We start from the raw sequence: 15,900 nt of genomic DNA, 5'->3' as shown, positions 1-15,900 counted from the left end.
TGGTCGATGTCGACGCAGATCACGTCGTGGCCGACGTCGGCCAGGCAGGTGCCCGTGACGAGGCCGACGTATCCGGTTCCAAAGATCGTTACTTGCACTTCAATACCTAGTAGGCGGCCTTGCCAATGAAACCCTTCACCACTGTCATCGCGATGATGCGAAGATCAAGCAACAGGGACCAGTTCTGCATGTAATGCAGGTCGTACTCCACGCGCGCCGACATCTTGTCGACCGTGTCCGTCTCGCCACGCAAACCGTTGACCTGTGCCCAGCCGGTGATGCCCGGCTTCACACGGTGGCGCTGCATGTAGTTCTGCACGATCGACTTGTAGTGGTGGTTGTGCTCCACCGCATGCGGGCGCGGTCCGACGATGGACATCTTCCCCTGCAGCACGTTGATGAACTGCGGCAGTTCGTCGAGGCTCGTCCGGCGCAGGAAGCTTCCGAAGGCAGTAATACGCCGGTCCCGCCGGGTCGCCTGCGTGACCTGCCCTGCGTGCTCGGCATGCAGGCGCATGCTGCGGAACTTCCAGACCTTGATCGTCTTGCCGTCCAGGCCATGACGCTTCTGCTTGAACAGGACCGGGCCTGGCGAGCTGAGCTTCACACCCAAGGCGATCACCGCCAGCAACGGCGTAATCAGCACGAGGATCAGCGCGGCAAGCACGCGATCTTCCAGGCCCTTGACCATGCGCGCCTCGCCGTTGAGCGGACTCGCGCGCAGATTGATCACAGGCAGGCCCGCCATCTGTTCGACCGAATGGTTGAGCAGTTGTATGCCGAACAGGTCGGGCACGAACTTGATGTCGGCCGTCGAGTGATCGAGGCTGACAAGGATACGGTCGATCGCTACCTGCTCACTAACCGGAAGCGCGATCCACACCTGGCTGATGTGCTGCGATTCGACGTATGCCGGCAGCGCGGCAAGGTCGCCCAGATGAGGAACGCCGGCAAGCGCTGGCTGCAGGCCATGGGCCGTGCTGAACCATCCACGCACTTCGATTCCCGCCCAGCGCTGGCGCTCTAGAGTGCGCACGATATGCGCAGCGTCGGCGTTGGCACCAATGACCACAGCAGTCCGCACGTCCAGGCCGCGCTGGCGTACCCAGGAGGCAGCCTGCCGGCACACGATCCGGCCAGCACCGGACGCCAGCGCGGTGCCTACGAACCAGTAACCCCACCAGAGACGGGACGTCACGCCCTGCACTTTCAGCAGCGCGACGTAGAGCACGCCCAGCAGGAACACCACCGTCCACACGGCGAGGAGTTTGAATGCCTCATTGAGGACACTCACGCCGCGCCAGCTGCGGTACATGGAGAACGTGCCCATCGACAGCAGCGCGAACAGCACGCCACGAGCCACCGCCTGGCGGAACTCCAGCGGCATCTCGACGGTACCGAAGCGCAGCCAATAGGCGGCAACGCCCACTGCGACGATCACCGCGATGTCGAATATGCGCAGCATCAGCCCGAACAGGGCCGAGAACTTGTTCAGCGACACACGTTCGACTGCGTACTCGGTCCGGATCGGCGAGAACAGCATTTGGGTCCTCTCTCCTGTCATTGCGCGTCACTCGCGCTCGCCAGGAGGAAGGACAACACCAGGGCGAAAACCACTGCGACCGCATGGGCACGCAACGGGTAGTCGACAAGGGAATGCGCCATCGGGACGAGCGCGGCAATCGCCGCGGCACCGAGTATCGGCCCGTGAAAAGTGCGATCAATGAGACTTTTTCGTGTGACGCAAATCACAGTGACGCAAAGCGTCAACAACAATACCAAACCCGGCACACCAGTTTCGATCGCGGTTTCGAGAACGTCGTTGTGGGCGTGCAGCGCGAAAACTTCACGCATCGCGCTGACAGGCTCGAACGGTGCATAGATCGACTTGAAGCTTCCCCAGCCGCTGCCCCAGGGCAGGTAGGCCTGCGCCGCATCCCAGCCATAACGCAGGTACTGCCAGCGCAGGTCTTCCAACGGGTCTTGCTGCAGCCGCTGGCTGATGCCGTCCCAGGCATACACGGCGATACCGGCAATGGCGACACCAATGGCCGCCAGGGGCGCCCACCGGCGAATGCTGCCTTGATCGGATGCAGCCCCTGCACGCGACGACAGCAACAGCACGCTGCCAAGCGCGGTCGCGCACGCAAGTACCAGTCCGGTCCGCGAGAAGCTCAATGCGGCCGCCAGGAACAGCATTGCCGCCACGGCGTACCAGGCCAGCGCGACCGGCGCACGACGCCGCGACTGGGCCTGCATGCCCAGTGCGATCGCGAAGGGCAGCAGCATCGCCATCAGGCAGGCGAAGTGGTTGCGATTGGCGAACAGGCCTATCGCGCCGATGGGATGGTGGTAGTCGTAGGGCCGCAGCAGCGAGTAGGTGCCGGCGGCCGACTGGGCGTAGCCGAGCAACGCCATCAGTGTCGCCAGGATCAGCGCGAGCTTGAGCAGGCGCAACCGTGCCGCATGCGTCAGCGTGCAAGCCAATGCCCAGAACGAGGTGAACACCATCAGTGCCAGCAATGCCCGCACCGTGCCCCAGCGGTCCAGCGTCAACGGCAACCAGCCGTGCGGCTGCCGTGCCTGTGCGAGCTCGGCAAGTACGTCGCTGCGGCCCGGCAGCATCGCGTAGATCGCCGGAGGCAGCGGCAACAACTGCAGCACTGCCAGCGCGATTGCGCTTGCGCACACCACGGCAAGGACGCGCTGCGCCCGCGATGCAGGTGCCCATTGCCAACGCATGATCGCCAGCAGCAATGCCGGCAATGCAGCCAGGTGCACGACGGCATCCCCGACGCCGCGCGATCCACCACCGGCCAACAGCGCCGCCGTCAACAGCAGCGCTGCAGCAACTTCGGCGGCCGTGTCAGGCGTCCCCTTGGCGCCCTTCAAACGCATTTCAACCTCGATGACAGCAAGCGGGCCGCACGCGGCGGCCCGTCGCAATCTACCTATCTGTTCTGAATGGATAGCAGCACGGGCTTCGGGCCACGTCCCGAAGCCGGCGCTGGTTCGGCGTTACGGGCTCGACGGCTTCGGCGGAGCCGGCTTGTCGTCGTCGCCACCACCGCTGGCCAGCGCAATCGCGCCGGCAGCCACGGCGATGCCGGTGCCGACCATCGTGTAATTGGTGTCCGAACCGGTCTTGCCCAGGCTCGGGCACTTTGCCGGTGCGGTGTCCTGGATGGTGTAGCTGCCGGTTACCTTGATGGTGCAACCGTTGGAATAGGTCACATAGGCTTCGCCGCCGTTGACCATGACCACGTCACCGGCTTCGGCACCGGAGCTGTTGGATCCTTCGACCGTACGACCGGCCACATTCACTTCGCCGCTGTCGGCGCGGACAAGCACCTTCGGCGATTGCGCCAGCGCACCGCCGGCCAGGGTCAACGCACACATACCAACGATCAGCGACTTCATATGCACTGCTCCAGATCCACTCGATTGGGGTTACGCCAGACCCCCTGGCGAAGATGTAAATTCTACGTGAGTTTGTGCGAGCGTTAACACTCTTGATTTCGAATATGTCGCAGTGCGGCGTCCGAAACGCAAGGTGTGACTCGCACGACGCAGACCAGACTGCGTCAGCAAAGGCAGTTTGTGACGTCTCGCGTCACAAGTGACTCTGCATTTGATGAGTTGCCTTGGGCAACCCGACCGCTGCGCCAGACCATCGTCCGGCGCAGCGCGATGCCGTTACGGGCTGGACGGCTTCGGCGGCGCCGGCTTGTCGTCACCACCACCACCGCCGGAAGCGAGCGCAGCAACCGCAGCCACGCCGGCGCCAATGGCCAGCACCGTCGAACCGCCGGCCTTGCCCTTCTTTTCGGGCTTGGCGGTTTTCGCCGGAGCAGCCTGCTCCTGCTCCTGCGGCTGCGCATCAGCAGCCGGCTGCGCGGTCTGCGCGGATGCAGCACCAAAGGCGAACACGGCAACCAGGCCCAACAGAATCTGCTTCATGTCGCTACAACTCCCTGATAAACACAAAATGTGCTATCGCAACAGCCTATTCGGGATGTGATGGGTTTGGCAATGTGACCCTAGTGGGAAGTTTTCTCAGTTGCACATCGTCCACACGTAAAACACCGCTGATCTGGCGCTCGGCCATCGACCGGCCAGTGTGTCGGAGCGTCAGTTGTTGACCTTGGCAGTCAGGCGGAACATCGAAGCTTGCACGCGCTGTCTGCCACTGCGGTGACGACCCCGCGGGCAGATCCAGCTCCACCAGGGCCGGGCCTTGCGTGCACTGCACGAGCCACGCGAAGCGACGCGACGAACCGGTGCGATCGTCCACGGCGCTGCTGATTTCATAGGTGCCCGGCGAAAGCGCCAGGCGCTGGCGCGGACCGATGAAGCGCACAACGCGACCACTGAAATCCACCTGCAGGGACTGCTGCCCCTGGGCCGGATCGATGGCATCCACGGCAATGGTCACGCCGGGTTCGTCGCTCCACTTCCAGCCAAACCCGCCGGTCTGGTCGGCACCTTCGAAACCGCCATCGAAGGGCGAGCCGTCGAGGGTCCTGTCCGTTTCCGACAGGGACTGCAGCCAGACTTCACGCGCGCGCGCAGGCTCGCCGAGCGCGGTCAGCGCTTCCACGCGGACAGCCAGTTCGGCAGGCGTGAGTGGCGCCGCCTTGGCCATCGCCGACAGGAGCAATTCGGCCTGCGCCGGGTCCGTGCCAGCCAACGCCGGTGCGAGCGCGCCACGCCATGGCGGGTCCGCGGCAAGCGCATGGACCATCGCATCGAGCAGCTCCGGGTTACCCGAGTGTGGTAGCAGCGAGGTCAGCAGGGGCGCCCGCAGATGCGGGGCGATGCGCAGCAGGGCATCGACGTGGTCAACGCCCTCGCCCACCCTGCCCTGCGCGAACGACGCATCGATGAGCATCGCCTGGGCAATATCGTCACGCGGCGAAAGGCGCGCGGCGGTGCGATAGAGATCGACGGCGCGTTCGCCATCGGACTCCATTCCGGCAGCCAGGCCCAACAAGCGGAAGGCACCACCATCGATCGGACGGTCGCGCAGCGTCTCGCGCGCGACCGCCGTCAAGGCATGGGCGTCCTTGGACAGGCCACGGGCAGCGGCGACGCGACGGTCGGGGCCGAACGGCGCTCCCACCTCGGCGTCGACCCGCAGTTGCTGCCAGGTCATCCAGGCCACTGCGGCGACCGCGAACAGGCCAGCCCCGCTACGGAGGTAGCCTGCCCACGGCTTGTCAGTCTTTCGAGCCGCCGTAGGCATAGTAGGTATAGCCATAGCCGGCGCCCTGGCGCTTGAGGTCGAAGCGGGTCAGCACGGCGCCGAGGACGCGCGCTCGTACGGACTTCAGGCGCTGCAGCGCGGTCTTCAGGCAGTCATTGCGCGTGTCGTCGGCTGCAGCCACCAGGACGGTGGCTTCGGCCTGGTTGGCCAGCAGCGGCGCGTCGGCCAGACCCAGTACCGGCGGGCCATCGAGGATGACCATGTCGAACTGCTCACGCAATTGCGCCAGCAGCGTTGCCAAGGCCTCGCCCGCCAGCAATTCCGGCGGATTCGGCGGCAGCGGGCCGGAGGTGATGACGCTCAGTTTGTCGTGCGGAAGGTGCTGCAGCACGTCGCCGAGCTCGCGCGCACCTGCCAGCAGGTTCGACAGGCCAAGCGCCGACGACAGCCCCGTAACCTTGTGCACCGACGGATTGCGCAGGTCGGCGTCGACCAGCACGACTCGCTTGCCGAGTTGGGCGATGTTGCGCGCCAGTTCGTGCGCGGTCGTGCTCTTGCCTTCGGCGGGGCTGGCGCTGGTGATCAGCAGGCTGCGCGGCAGGCCGTGCACCGTGGCGAACTGCAATGCCGTGCGCACCGAGCGATAGGCTTCGGCGAATGCCGAGCGAAGGTCGCCGGCGGCCTGTGCCGGCGTGACGCCCTGCTCCAGGCGCGGGATCGCACCCAGGACCGGCAGGCCGGTGATCGCCTCGAGCGCCTTCGCGTCGTGCACCGTGTTGTCCAGGTGGTGCATCAGGAACGCCAGCAGCACCCCGAGGAATCCCCCCAGCAGCATGCCGACCGCAAGATTGAGCAGCTTGCGCGGCGAGTTCGCCTTCTCCGGAGCGATTGCGCGGTCGATGACCGAGATGTTGTTGGCCCCCACGCCGCCGGCGACGCCGATTTCCTTGTAGCGTTGCATCACCGCGTCATACAGCTGGCGATTGGTTTCGGCTTCGCGACGCAGGATGTTGTACTGGATCGAGCGGCTCTGCAGGTCGAGCACGTCGCCCTTCAAACCGGTGATGCGCTCGCGCAGCAGCGTCTCCTGCGCCAGCGCGGCCTGGTACTCGGCGCGGATGGCATCGCGGATGTTGCCGACTTCGACGTTGATCTGGCGATCGGCCTCGTCGATCTGGTTGCGCAACTGCACCATGTTCGGGTAGTCGGCCTTGTAGGTACCCAGGTTGTTCTGGTACTCGGCCATCAGCGTCGAACGCTGCTCGCGCAGCTTCTGGATCAACAGGTTCGCGACCACCTGCGGCAGGCCCATGCCGTTGCCGATGCTGGCCTGGGTCCACATCGCCTCGGCCTTGATGCGCGAGCCCTGCGCGGCGGCGAGGGCGGCGTTGAGGTCGCTGAGGTTCTGCGCATCGAGCGATGGCTTGTCGTCACCGACCGATACGATCCGCTCGGCTTCGGAGAACGCCACCAGGTCCTTCTCGGAGTCCTCCAGCTTGCCCTTCAGCTGCGCCAGGCGCTCTTCCAGGTACTTCTTGGCGTAGGACGAGGCCTCGAAGCGGCGCTCGAGGTTGCTGGCGATGAAGCCGTCGGCATAGGCGTTGGCAACGCGGGCCGCCAGCACCGGATCGGGCGAGTCGAAGTTGACGCGGACCAGGCGCGAGTTGCGCACCGGCTCGATGTTCAGAGAGTCGAGCACCTGCTCGACCATCGCCGCTTCGCGAGCCTGCTGTCTGGCGGACGCGGCTACGGCCTGGCCGTTGGCCTTCTTGGCCAAGGCTTCGTCGACCTTGGCCATGTCCTCCTCGAACTGCTTGTTCGCGGTCAGGCGCAGGTCCTGGATCACGCGCCGCGCCAGCGAGCGGCTCTTCAGCAGTTCGTACTGGGTCTGGTAGAAGTCGCGATCCATCGGCGACTCGGTCGGCTGCAGGCCTTCGAACTCCACGATCTTCATCGTGTCGCGTTCGATCTGCAGGGTCGAGCCGGCGCGGTAAACAGGCGTTGCCAGCAGGGTGAACACCAGCGTCAGGAAGACCACCGCGAACGCGGTGCCAACCACCCACCACTGCCGCTCGCGCAGGATGCGCCAGTACTCCAGGAGGTTGATCTCGTCGTCGTCGCGGTTTTCCTGACGCAACGACTCGATTGGTTCGACCACGGCGCTCATCGGTACGACCTCCACACCGCGACGAACGGCGCCAACTGGATCAATGTCCTCAGGGTCTGGCGGCCGAACGAGGTGTCGACCACGATCACGTCCTCGCCAAAGATCTGCGGATCGGGATGCTCGCCGTTCTGGATGGCGGCGACGTCGAAGCGCGCGAACTTGCGCTCGCCATTGATGGTGCGGAACACCAGCACGTTGCGCTGGGCGGCGACTTCATTGAACCCCTCGGCCAGCGCCAGCGACTGCAGCAAGCTCAGGCGCGAGGTCATGGGATAGATGCCCGGCTTCTTCACCGCGCCGCCGACGGTCACGCGCTGGCTGGAGAATTCCTTGACGAACACGGTCACCTGCGGGTTCTGCAGGTAACGCGCCTGGTAGCGACCGGCGATGTCCTGCTCGATCTCGCCCACGGTGCGGCCGGCGACAGGGACGGCGCCAATCAACGGGAGCGCAATCTGCCCGGCGTTGTTGACCCGGACCTCGCGGTTGAGATCCTCGATCTGGAATACCGTCACCGTGAGCAGGTCGCTCGGCCCGATCAGGTACTCGCTACGGCCCATCGCCGCCGCGACCGGATCACCTTCCGGCAGCGTCGCTGCTTCTTCTTTGGTGCCACCCGAACTCGAGCAGGCGCATAGCAGCATCAGGCACGAAAGCGCCCAGACTCGAAAAACACTAAACAAGTGCCATCCCCAGAAAAAAGTGACGCATTGGTACTTACGGATTGGTACGGGTTACTACTTCAATTATGCCGTACGTCCCAGTTTCGACCGCCTCGCGGGACTGAGACTTTTCCTTACTTCCCCCGGATCGAGCGCAACCAGCGCCCGACGACGCCCTCACCCGACGATACGGACGGGCCGCGAACCTGCGGCCGGAAGCCCGCCTGCCGGAACAACGGCGGCGGCAACTGCTCGGGCGCCAGGTTGTCGACGATGCCGCGGGGGCGGGTGTCGACCATGTGCGCTGCTTCTTCAATACCCACCAGTGCAGCCGCAGCGTCCCGGGCCTCGGCCAGAAGCGGCGGACGCCGCTGCGGATGGTGGGCGTCGGTCGCCAGGATCATGCACAGTCCCTCGCCGACGAAGCGCTCGCCCCAGTACTTGACCCGACGCCCGTAGCGTCCGGTCATCGCCCCGGCGGTGATCTGCATCCAAGCGCCACGCTCGGCCAGGCGCGCGAACACGTCGTAGTGGGTTTCCACCCAGGTCAGGCGCTCGGGGTGCGTGATCACCGGTACCAGTCCGGCCGCCATGAGGTCGAACACCGCCTCTTCGAAACGCGGCGGCGCGACGTGGTGCGGCGGCTCCAGCAGCAGGTAGCGCGACCCGGCCAGGGTCGGCACGCGACCACCGCGAATGCCTTCGAGCAGGTCCGGATCCATATGGACGTCGGCGCCCTCCACCAGCCGCAGCGCGATGCCGCGCGCGTCGAGTTCGACCTGGAACGCTGCGATCGCCGCACGGATGCCGTCGGCGGTGTTCTCGTACATGCCCGGATAGATATGCGGCGTGCAGGCGACCGTGACGATGCCATCGGCCGCGGCCATGCGCGCCATTTCCAGCGCCATGTCGAGGTCGACGGCGCCATCGTCGATGGCCGGCAGCAGATGGCAATGCAGGTCGAACATCTGACTCCCCCTGAGCAGAGCGCGGGAGTGTATCTGCAAAGCGCGCCGGCGCCCTGAACGAGCGGCGCTTCTTCCAGGTCGCACACCCCTTGCCAACCAGACCCCGGCTTGGGGTATACTGCGCGCCCATTTCGGGCGGTTAGCTCAGCGGTAGAGCACTGCTTTCACACGGCAGGGGTCACAAGTTCGAAACTTGTACCGCCCACCAGTTCCAGGCAAAAGGCCGGCGAAAGCCGGCCTTTTGCTTTTCAGCGTCCACGAAAACCAGCGAGGCATCGATGAACGACACCCGCCTGTACCACAACCCCCGCTGCTCCAAGTCGCGCGGCGCGCTGGATCTGTTGCGCGAGCGTGGCATCGAGCCGCTGGTGATCGCCTATCTGGACACTCCGCCGAGCGCGGCCGAACTGCGGGATCTGCTCGGGATGCTGGGTCTGCCCGCCCGAGCGCTGCTGCGGACAGGCGAGGACGAGTTCGCGGCCTTGGGCCTGGCCGACGAATCGCTGCCGGAGACGGCACTGATCGACGCGATGGTCCTGCATCCGCGGCTGATCGAGCGGCCGGTGTTTGTCCATGGCGGGCGGGCGGTGATTGGGCGGCCGCCGGAACGGGTGCTCGACCTGCTCGACTGACTGGACTTCTGTAGGAGCGAGCTTGCTCGCGACCGGTCCCCGCAGCCACGGAACGCAAGGTCGCGAGCAAGCTCGCTCCTACGGGTGCGGATGCGGATGCGGGGCTATAGCGATTTGCTGCTTCGCATCGACGCCACGGCCGATGGTGCGGCAAAGCTGTCGCTGCGGGCGTTGGCCCAGAACGACTGGAAGACGGCGTGCTCGGGAATCCTGGCGAGCAGGTCTCCCGGCCGCAGGAACGTGTAGAGCGCGGCCAGCGAGCGGACTTCGATCGGTGAGACGCGGCGCAGGATGTGCTCCGGGCCCAGTTGCTCGGGGTGCTCCAGTCCCGCCGCGCACAGCAGGTCGCGCAATGCCTTGAGTGTGTTCTGCTGGAACGCGGCCACCCGCGCGGCCTTGTCGGGTACGTCGAGGTTTCGCCAGCGACGCGGGTCCTGGGTCGCCACGCCCGTGGGGCATCGGTCGGTGTGGCAGCTCTGCGACTGGATGCAACCCAGCGCGAACATGAAACCGCGCGCGGCATTGCACCAGTCCGCGCCCATCGCCAGCGTGCGGGCGATATCGAAGGCGCTGGTGATGCGACCGGCCGCGCCGACGCGAATGCGGCTGCGCAGGTCCAGGCCCACCAGGGTGTTGTGCACCAGCATCAGCGCTTCGTGCATCGGCACGCCGACGTGGTCGATGAACTCGGCCGGCGCGGCGCCGGTTCCACCTTCTGCGCCGTCGACGACGATGAAGTCCGGCAGCAGGCCGCTTTCGTGCATGGCCTTGGCGATGCCGAACCATTCCCAGGGATGGCCGATCGCCAGCTTGAAACCCACCGGCTTGCCACCGGACAGTTCGCGCAGCCGCGCCACGAACTCCAGCAACCCCAGCGGCGTGGTGAACGCGCTGTGCGCCGCCGGCGAAACGCAGTCCACGCCCATCGGCACGCCGCGGGCCTGCGAGATCTCTGCGGTGACCTTGGCCGCGGGCAGCACGCCACCATGGCCGGGCTTGGCGCCCTGCGACAACTTGATCTCGATCATCTTCACTTGCGGGTCGCTCGCGCACGCGGCGAAGCGCTCAGCGCTGAAGCTGCCGTCCTCGTTGCGGCAACCGAAGTAGCCCGAGCCGATCTCCCAGACGAGATCGCCACCGAATTCGCGGTGATAGGACGAGATCGAGCCCTCGCCGGTGTCGTGATAGAAACCACCCATGCGCGCGCCGTGGTTGAGCGCGCGGATCGCATTGGCCGACAGCGAGCCGAAACTCATCGCCGAGATGTTGAACACGCTGGCCGCGTACGGATGGGCCGCACTGCCCTCGCCCACCCGCACGCGGAAGTCGTGCGACCCGTGTGGCGTGGGTGCCAGCGAGTGATTGATCCACTCGTAGTCGATGCCGTAGACGTCCTGCTGCGAACCGAACGGCCGCACGTCGCTGACCGACTTGGAGCGCTGGTACACCAGACTGCGCTGCTGGCGCGAGAACGGCACCTCGGCGATGTCGGACTCGATGAAGTACTGCCGCATCTCCGGGCCGATGGATTCCAGTCCGTAACGGAAGTGGGCCAGCACCGGGTAGTTGCGTCGCAAGACGCTGCGGGTCTGCAGCAGGTCCCAGGTTCCCAGCACAGCCAGCACACCGAATCCGGCCACGCCCCACAGCCACGCGGTGTGCCACATGGCCAGGATCGCCGAAGCCAACGTTGCGATCACGCTGGCGACATACAGGGAATAGCGCATGTGCTGCCAACCGGCTCGGGAATGATCGAAGGATAGCGCGGCGGCCGTGACAAGGCCTGCTGAGGCCTGCTGCGCTTTCTGGATCAGGTAATACGGGTCCACGCCTATGCAATGGCCGCCAACCAGGCCCAGGGCCAACGACTGTCACGCCAGCCAGCGCACCAGCACATATCCGCCAATCGACAACCAGCCGAACAGCACGGCCGCAAGCAGCAACGGTCGCGGACCGAGTGCGCGCAGCTTCGACACACGCGTCTCGATTCCCAGGGCCGCCATGGCGGTGGCAAGCAGCAGCGTGTCGAGCGTCAGCAGTGCCGAGCGCACCGACGCGGGCACGGTCACCAGCGAATTCAGCGCCACCACGCCGAGGAAGCCAAGCGCGAACCAGGGCACCACCATGGCCCGCTGACCGCCATTGCGCGCCTCGCGCCATCCCAGTACCAGCAGCACCGGCACCAGCATCAGCACGCGGGTCAACTTCACTACAACCGCGGCATCGGCGGTTTCCGGACTGATCGCACTGCCCACCGCCACCACCTGCGCCACCTCGTGCACGGTCGCACCGGCATAGAGGCCAAACGCCGCCGGATCCAGGCCCAGGTGGGGATACAACTGCGGGTACAGGAAGATGTTCAGCGTGCCGAACAGCACCACGCTGGCGACGGCGATGGCGACCTTGCTCGGATCAGGCCGGATCACGCGTTCCACCGCCAGGACGGCCGCGGCACCGCAGATCGCGCTGCCAGCGGCGGTAAGCAATGCCGTATCGCGGTCCAGTCCGAACCAGCGCCGACCTACCCAGGTACCCAGACCCAGGGTCGACACCACGACGATGAGATCGATCAGCAGGCCATGGACGCCGACTGCGGCGACATCCTGGAAGCTCAGGCGCAGGCCGTAGAGCACCACGCCGGCGCGCAGCAGCTGGCGCTGGGCCAGGCCAATGCCAGGCGCGATGCCGGCAGGTAGGCGGGTGCCGACCAGATTGCCGATGAGCATTCCCAGCACGATGGCAACGGTCAGGGCGCTCAGCTGCCAGCGCTGCAGCAGCGACAGTTGCGCGGCTGCCAGTGCCAGCAACCCGACGGACACTGCCAGCGCCATACCCGGCGCCCAGCCGGGAATCCAGGCCCTGAAGGGGCGGGATTTCGTTTGCGATCGGGGAGCGACGTAGGCCATGGCGCGAATGGTCGCCCTGCCCCGTCATTCAGTAAATTTGAGATTCCTTAGCCTTGCCATAAACTTCCCTGATGATAGGCGTCAGCCCCCGCCAGCTTGAAGTGTTCGTGGCCATCGCCACCGGCGGCACTGTCCGCGCCGCGGCCGAGCAGTTGCACCTGACCCAACCTGCGGCCAGCATGGCCCTGGCGGAACTGGAACGCGTCCTGGGTTCGCCGTTGTTCGACCGCACCCAGCGACGCCTGTACATCAATGCACGCGGCCGCCACCTGTTGCCTCTGGCGCAGGAACTGCTTGAGCGCATGCGCGAACTGGGCCAGCACGCGGGGCACGACGACAAACTGCTCTCCGGCGAACTGCGCGTCGGCGCCAGCAATACGGTTGGCAACTATCTCGTCGGTGACCTGCTCGGTGGATTCATCACCGCCCATCCGCAGGTCGCGCTGAAGCTGCACGTCGACAACAGCGCGGCAATCGTGTCCGGCGTGCTCGACTACAGCCTCGACATAGGTTGCATCGAAGGCCCGGCAAGCCACCCGGAACTGGAACTGTTGCGCTGGCGCGACGACAAGCTGTGCGTGTGCGTCCCACCCGCCCATCCACTGGCGAAACGGCGGCGACTGCGGCCGGAGGACTTTGCCGGCGCGCGCTGGATCCTGCGCGAAGGTGGATCGGCGACGCGCGGCCAGACCGAGCGCGCGCTTGCCGCGCTGCCGGCGGGCGAGACAGTGCTCGAACTGGATCAGAGCGAAGCGATCAAGCAGGCGGTGATCGCGGGGCTTGGGCTGGCCCTGTTGCCGGAGGTCGCAGTCGCGCATGCGCAGGCAGCGGGACGGCTGGCGGTACTGCGGACGCCGTTCCTGGGCCTCAAGCGACAACTGAGCCTGGTGCTGCACCGGCGCAAGTACCGCAGCGCGCTGCTGCGTGAATTCCTCGACAGCGTGCGAAAGGCCTGAACCCGGGACGATGGCACGCCTTCACTGGAATGCGAGCGTGAGGACGCGCAATGCATCGCGCGTTCGCCGGTCGCTGAGGTTGCTGTAGAGCATCACATCCTGGGAGCGAATCGGCGGCAGCGCCAGGAGCCCGCTGACGTCAACCGTGCCCGGCGGCGCCGCGCGCCGCGCCAGCACCGCCACCGCGAGGCCAGCGGCAGCGGCGGCCCCCAGGATCGCGGCGCCCTTGCCGACGAATACTTCGCGCCATTCGATCCCGGCGCGATCAAGCGTGCGCACCGCCTCCATCCGCACGCGGCACGATTCGCCTTGCGTCGCCAATGGCAACGGCTGGCCGGCACGCGGCTCCCAGCCGACGGCCGCGAACCATGAAAAGGATTCGGCGAACACAATCTTGCCGCGCTTGCCGCGATCCTCCGGTCGCAGCACCAGCACGGCATCGAGTTCTCCCTTTTCCTGGCCTTGCATGAGCTCGTTGGTGCCGGCGATGCGAATCTCGACCAGCAGGCTCGGATCGTGGTCCCGCATCTGCCGCAACAGAAGCGGGAGTTCGCTGCCGACCAGTTGCTGGTTGATGCCGATCGCCAACCGGCGCTGTTCGGTCTCGAAGGCGGCGGCCGCACGGTCGTGGGACGCCACCAGTTCGCGCGCCACGCCGAGAAACGCCAGTCCCTCGACCGACAGGCGAACATGCCGCGGCGTGCGTTCCAGCAGGCGGCGCCCGAGCTGCTCTTCCAGACGCCGCAGCTTGAGGCTGACTGCGGACTGGGTGGTGCCCAGCACGTCGGCTGCCCGGGTGAAGCTCTGCAAGTCAGCGGCCAACAGGAACGCCCTGACCGCATCAACGTCCATCGCCTTCATCGGGATCTATTCGATTCTGAAATGCCAGATATCTTTGTAAATGCGTTTTTCATATCTATCAAGCGGCCTAGGATGGGGACTGTCGATCCCCAACCCATAAGGACTCACCGCGATGAAACCACTGACCGGCGCACTCGTCGCAATGCTGGCGGGGCTGTCCGCGCGTGACGCGCCAGTGCCCACACCCGAATTCCCGCTGCAAGGCACCTGGACCCTGGTCGCCGCGGACAAGGTTTTGCCGGATGGCAAAACGACACGGGACTACGGAGAGAATCCGAAGGGCAGGCTCGTCGTCGATGCCAAGGGGCGCTATTCGCTGCAGATCTTCAGATCCGAACGCCTGCATTTCGCCGGCGACAGCAAGGCCGATGGCAGTGCCGACGAATTCAGGTCCGCGGTCATGGGCAGCAGTACCCACTATGGCGCGATGACGATCGACGAACGGGAAGGGGTACTGGTGTTCTCGATCGAAGGTTCCTCCTTCCCCAACTGGGAAGGCACGACGCAGAGGCGCCAGTACAAGCTGGACGGCAGCGAGCTGCGCTACAAGGTGCCGCCGCGGGCGGATGGGAGCATCCCGGTTTCCGTGTGGCACCGGCTTGATTAGGCCGTCCCTCAGTTCCGTTCAAGGCGATCGCACCCTCGAATCACGCTTCAACCGATGGAGCCACCATGCCGCACTTCGTAGTCGACTGCTCGCAGGGAATTCTTCAGATTCATGACGAAGAATCGATCATCACCCGGTTGCATCGGGTGGCGAATTCTTCAGGGCTGTTCGAAGAATCGGACATCAAGATCCGAGTACATCCCTTCGAAATCTACGCTGTCGGCGGCGAGCGGGAAGATTTCATCCACACCTTCGCCTGGATCATGCAGGGGCGCAGTGTCGAGCAACGCGCGGCCTTGTCGAAGGCCATCGTCGGCGAGCTGGCTGCGATGTTTCCACGGCTTCCTCGCATTGCCGTGAACATCGCCGAGTTCGAGCAGGCGACCTATTTCAATCGCGCAATGTTGTGATTCATGGTGCCCGGAGCCGGAGTCGAACCGGCACGGCCTTGCGGCCAGCGGATTTTAAGTCCGATGCGTCTACCAGTTCCGCCATCCGGGCTGGGATGCGTGGTGCGCGCTAGCTTATGCCAATACCCGTCATCCCGGCGAACGCCGGCCCGTACCGCCGCAATCCCCCCACCGTCATCCCGGCGAACGCCGGCCCGTACCGCCGCAATCCCCCCACCGTCATCCCGGCGAACGCCGGGATCCAGGCTGGCAACCTTTCAATCGTGAAAGCCCGAAGCAAAGTCACTGGGTCCCCGCCTTCGCGGGGATGACGGCAAGTGGCACGCCCATGGATTCCCGCCTGCGCGGGAATGACGAGCAAGTGCAGATGGATCCCGGCGTTCGCCGGGACGACGAGTTCAAAAAGCAAAAAGCCCAACCTTTCGGTCGGGCTTTCTGCTTTGAACTTGGAGGCCTGGGTCGGAATTGAACCGGCGTACGCGGCTTTGCAGGCCGCTGCATAACCACTCTGCCACCAGGCCGGTG

General features: G+C 65.5%; 16 protein-coding genes and 3 tRNA genes. 5 read left to right on the top strand and 14 right to left on the bottom strand.

What is annotated here, in order from left to right:
- The 9 genes from AC3A3X_RS10465 to AC3A3X_RS10425 form a co-directional block, all read right to left on the bottom strand.
- A partial coding sequence (locus AC3A3X_RS10465; RefSeq protein WP_487582963.1) for a hypothetical protein occupies positions 1–98 on the bottom strand: 98 nt, incomplete at its 3' end.
- 8 nt (positions 99–106) lie between these two features.
- Positions 107–1,543: an undecaprenyl-phosphate glucose phosphotransferase gene (locus AC3A3X_RS10460; RefSeq protein WP_487582961.1), complete on the bottom strand. Its 1,437-nt coding sequence runs from the start codon at positions 1,541–1,543 to the stop codon at positions 107–109.
- Between the two features lie 17 nt (positions 1,544–1,560).
- Positions 1,561–2,898 (bottom strand): O-antigen ligase family protein, encoded by a 1,338-nt coding sequence (locus AC3A3X_RS10455; protein ID WP_487582960.1) that lies wholly within the window; start codon positions 2,896–2,898, stop codon positions 1,561–1,563.
- A gap of 120 nt (positions 2,899–3,018) precedes the next feature.
- Positions 3,019–3,420, bottom strand: a complete 402-nt coding sequence (locus AC3A3X_RS10450; protein ID WP_487582959.1) for a hypothetical protein — start codon at positions 3,418–3,420, stop codon at positions 3,019–3,021.
- 276 nt (positions 3,421–3,696) lie between these two features.
- Positions 3,697–3,960 (bottom strand): hypothetical protein, encoded by a 264-nt coding sequence (locus AC3A3X_RS10445; RefSeq protein WP_487582958.1) that lies wholly within the window; start codon positions 3,958–3,960, stop codon positions 3,697–3,699.
- A gap of 46 nt (positions 3,961–4,006) precedes the next feature.
- Positions 4,007–5,155, bottom strand: a complete 1,149-nt coding sequence (locus AC3A3X_RS10440; protein ID WP_487582957.1) for a hypothetical protein — start codon at positions 5,153–5,155, stop codon at positions 4,007–4,009.
- Between the two features lie 64 nt (positions 5,156–5,219).
- Complete coding sequence (locus AC3A3X_RS10435) at positions 5,220–7,373, bottom strand: GumC family protein (protein ID WP_487582956.1); 2,154 nt, start codon at positions 7,371–7,373, stop codon at positions 5,220–5,222.
- Positions 7,370–8,017 (bottom strand): polysaccharide biosynthesis/export family protein, encoded by a 648-nt coding sequence (locus tag AC3A3X_RS10430; RefSeq protein ID WP_487582955.1) that lies wholly within the window; start codon positions 8,015–8,017, stop codon positions 7,370–7,372. The genes AC3A3X_RS10435 and AC3A3X_RS10430 overlap by 4 nt, the downstream gene beginning before the upstream one ends.
- 152 nt (positions 8,018–8,169) lie before the next feature.
- Entirely contained in the window at positions 8,170–9,003 is an 834-nt protein-coding gene (locus AC3A3X_RS10425) for a tyrosine-protein phosphatase (RefSeq protein ID WP_487582954.1), read from the bottom strand.
- Positions 9,004–9,136: 133 nt separating this feature from the next.
- Between AC3A3X_RS10425 and AC3A3X_RS10420 the strand changes: the two genes are divergently transcribed.
- Positions 9,137–9,211 (top strand) — tRNA-Val (locus AC3A3X_RS10420).
- Positions 9,212–9,281: 70 nt separating this feature from the next.
- Positions 9,282–9,635 carry an arsenate reductase (glutaredoxin) gene (gene arsC, locus AC3A3X_RS10415; protein ID WP_487582953.1) on the top strand — a complete coding sequence of 118 codons (354 nt, stop codon included), beginning with the start codon at positions 9,282–9,284 and terminating at the stop codon, positions 9,633–9,635.
- 104 nt (positions 9,636–9,739) lie between these two features.
- On the opposite strand, the gene AC3A3X_RS10410 is transcribed toward arsC, so the two are convergent.
- Entirely contained in the window at positions 9,740–11,362 is a 1,623-nt protein-coding gene (locus AC3A3X_RS10410) for an FMN-binding glutamate synthase family protein (RefSeq protein WP_487582952.1), read from the bottom strand.
- Positions 11,363–11,506: 144 nt separating this feature from the next.
- Positions 11,507–12,466, bottom strand: a complete 960-nt coding sequence (locus AC3A3X_RS10405; RefSeq protein WP_487582951.1) for a YeiH family protein — start codon at positions 12,464–12,466, stop codon at positions 11,507–11,509.
- 146 nt (positions 12,467–12,612) lie between these two features.
- Between AC3A3X_RS10405 and AC3A3X_RS10400 the strand changes: the two genes are divergently transcribed.
- Positions 12,613–13,497: a LysR substrate-binding domain-containing protein gene (locus tag AC3A3X_RS10400; RefSeq protein WP_487582950.1), complete on the top strand. Its 885-nt coding sequence runs from the start codon at positions 12,613–12,615 to the stop codon at positions 13,495–13,497.
- 21 nt (positions 13,498–13,518) lie between these two features.
- On the opposite strand, the gene AC3A3X_RS10395 is transcribed toward AC3A3X_RS10400, so the two are convergent.
- Entirely contained in the window at positions 13,519–14,358 is an 840-nt protein-coding gene (locus tag AC3A3X_RS10395) for a LysR family transcriptional regulator (RefSeq protein ID WP_487582949.1), read from the bottom strand.
- A gap of 112 nt (positions 14,359–14,470) precedes the next feature.
- Here AC3A3X_RS10395 and AC3A3X_RS10390 point away from each other — a divergent pair, with 112 nt between their 5' ends.
- Positions 14,471–14,965, top strand: a complete 495-nt coding sequence (locus AC3A3X_RS10390; protein WP_487582948.1) for a lipocalin-like domain-containing protein — start codon at positions 14,471–14,473, stop codon at positions 14,963–14,965.
- A 65-nt stretch (positions 14,966–15,030) separates the two neighbouring features.
- Positions 15,031–15,375, top strand: coding sequence for a 5-carboxymethyl-2-hydroxymuconate Delta-isomerase (locus AC3A3X_RS10385; RefSeq protein ID WP_487582947.1), 345 nt, complete (start codon positions 15,031–15,033; stop codon positions 15,373–15,375).
- A gap of 4 nt (positions 15,376–15,379) precedes the next feature.
- Here the strand turns inward: AC3A3X_RS10385 and AC3A3X_RS10380 are convergent.
- A tRNA-Leu gene (locus AC3A3X_RS10380) sits at positions 15,380–15,466 on the bottom strand.
- 356 nt (positions 15,467–15,822) lie between these two features.
- Positions 15,823–15,896: transfer RNA gene (locus AC3A3X_RS10375), tRNA-Cys, on the bottom strand.
- Between the last annotated feature and the right edge of the window lie 4 nt (positions 15,897–15,900).

The sequence above is a fragment of the Lysobacter sp. Soil_N_23 genome (assembly GCF_057656135.1).
The sequence above is the reverse complement of the archived record's forward strand: the minus strand, read 5'-3'. Positions and strand labels throughout refer to the sequence as shown.

Excerpts from the sequence above, each read along its gene's own strand:
- AC3A3X_RS10460 (WP_487582961.1), bottom strand. The coding sequence starts at position 1,543 with ATGCTGTTCTCGCCGATCCGGACCGAGTACGCAGTCGAACGTGTGTCG.
- AC3A3X_RS10455 (WP_487582960.1), bottom strand. The coding sequence starts at position 2,898 with ATGCGTTTGAAGGGCGCCAAGGGGACGCCTGACACGGCCGCCGAAGTT.
- AC3A3X_RS10450 (WP_487582959.1), bottom strand. The coding sequence starts at position 3,420 with ATGAAGTCGCTGATCGTTGGTATGTGTGCGTTGACCCTGGCCGGCGGT.
- AC3A3X_RS10445 (WP_487582958.1), bottom strand. The coding sequence starts at position 3,960 with ATGAAGCAGATTCTGTTGGGCCTGGTTGCCGTGTTCGCCTTTGGTGCT.
- AC3A3X_RS10440 (WP_487582957.1), bottom strand. The coding sequence starts at position 5,155 with ATGACCTGGCAGCAACTGCGGGTCGACGCCGAGGTGGGAGCGCCGTTC.
- AC3A3X_RS10435 (WP_487582956.1), bottom strand. The coding sequence starts at position 7,373 with ATGAGCGCCGTGGTCGAACCAATCGAGTCGTTGCGTCAGGAAAACCGC.
- AC3A3X_RS10430 (WP_487582955.1), bottom strand. The coding sequence starts at position 8,017 with ATGCTGCTATGCGCCTGCTCGAGTTCGGGTGGCACCAAAGAAGAAGCA.
- AC3A3X_RS10425 (WP_487582954.1), bottom strand. The coding sequence starts at position 9,003 with ATGTTCGACCTGCATTGCCATCTGCTGCCGGCCATCGACGATGGCGCC.
- arsC (WP_487582953.1), top strand. The coding sequence starts at position 9,282 with ATGAACGACACCCGCCTGTACCACAACCCCCGCTGCTCCAAGTCGCGC.
- AC3A3X_RS10410 (WP_487582952.1), bottom strand. The coding sequence starts at position 11,362 with ATGCGCTATTCCCTGTATGTCGCCAGCGTGATCGCAACGTTGGCTTCG.
- AC3A3X_RS10405 (WP_487582951.1), bottom strand. The coding sequence starts at position 12,466 with ATGGCGCTGGCAGTGTCCGTCGGGTTGCTGGCACTGGCAGCCGCGCAA.
- AC3A3X_RS10400 (WP_487582950.1), top strand. The coding sequence starts at position 12,613 with ATGATAGGCGTCAGCCCCCGCCAGCTTGAAGTGTTCGTGGCCATCGCC.
- AC3A3X_RS10395 (WP_487582949.1), bottom strand. The coding sequence starts at position 14,358 with ATGAAGGCGATGGACGTTGATGCGGTCAGGGCGTTCCTGTTGGCCGCT.
- AC3A3X_RS10390 (WP_487582948.1), top strand. The coding sequence starts at position 14,471 with ATGAAACCACTGACCGGCGCACTCGTCGCAATGCTGGCGGGGCTGTCC.
- AC3A3X_RS10385 (WP_487582947.1), top strand. The coding sequence starts at position 15,031 with ATGCCGCACTTCGTAGTCGACTGCTCGCAGGGAATTCTTCAGATTCAT.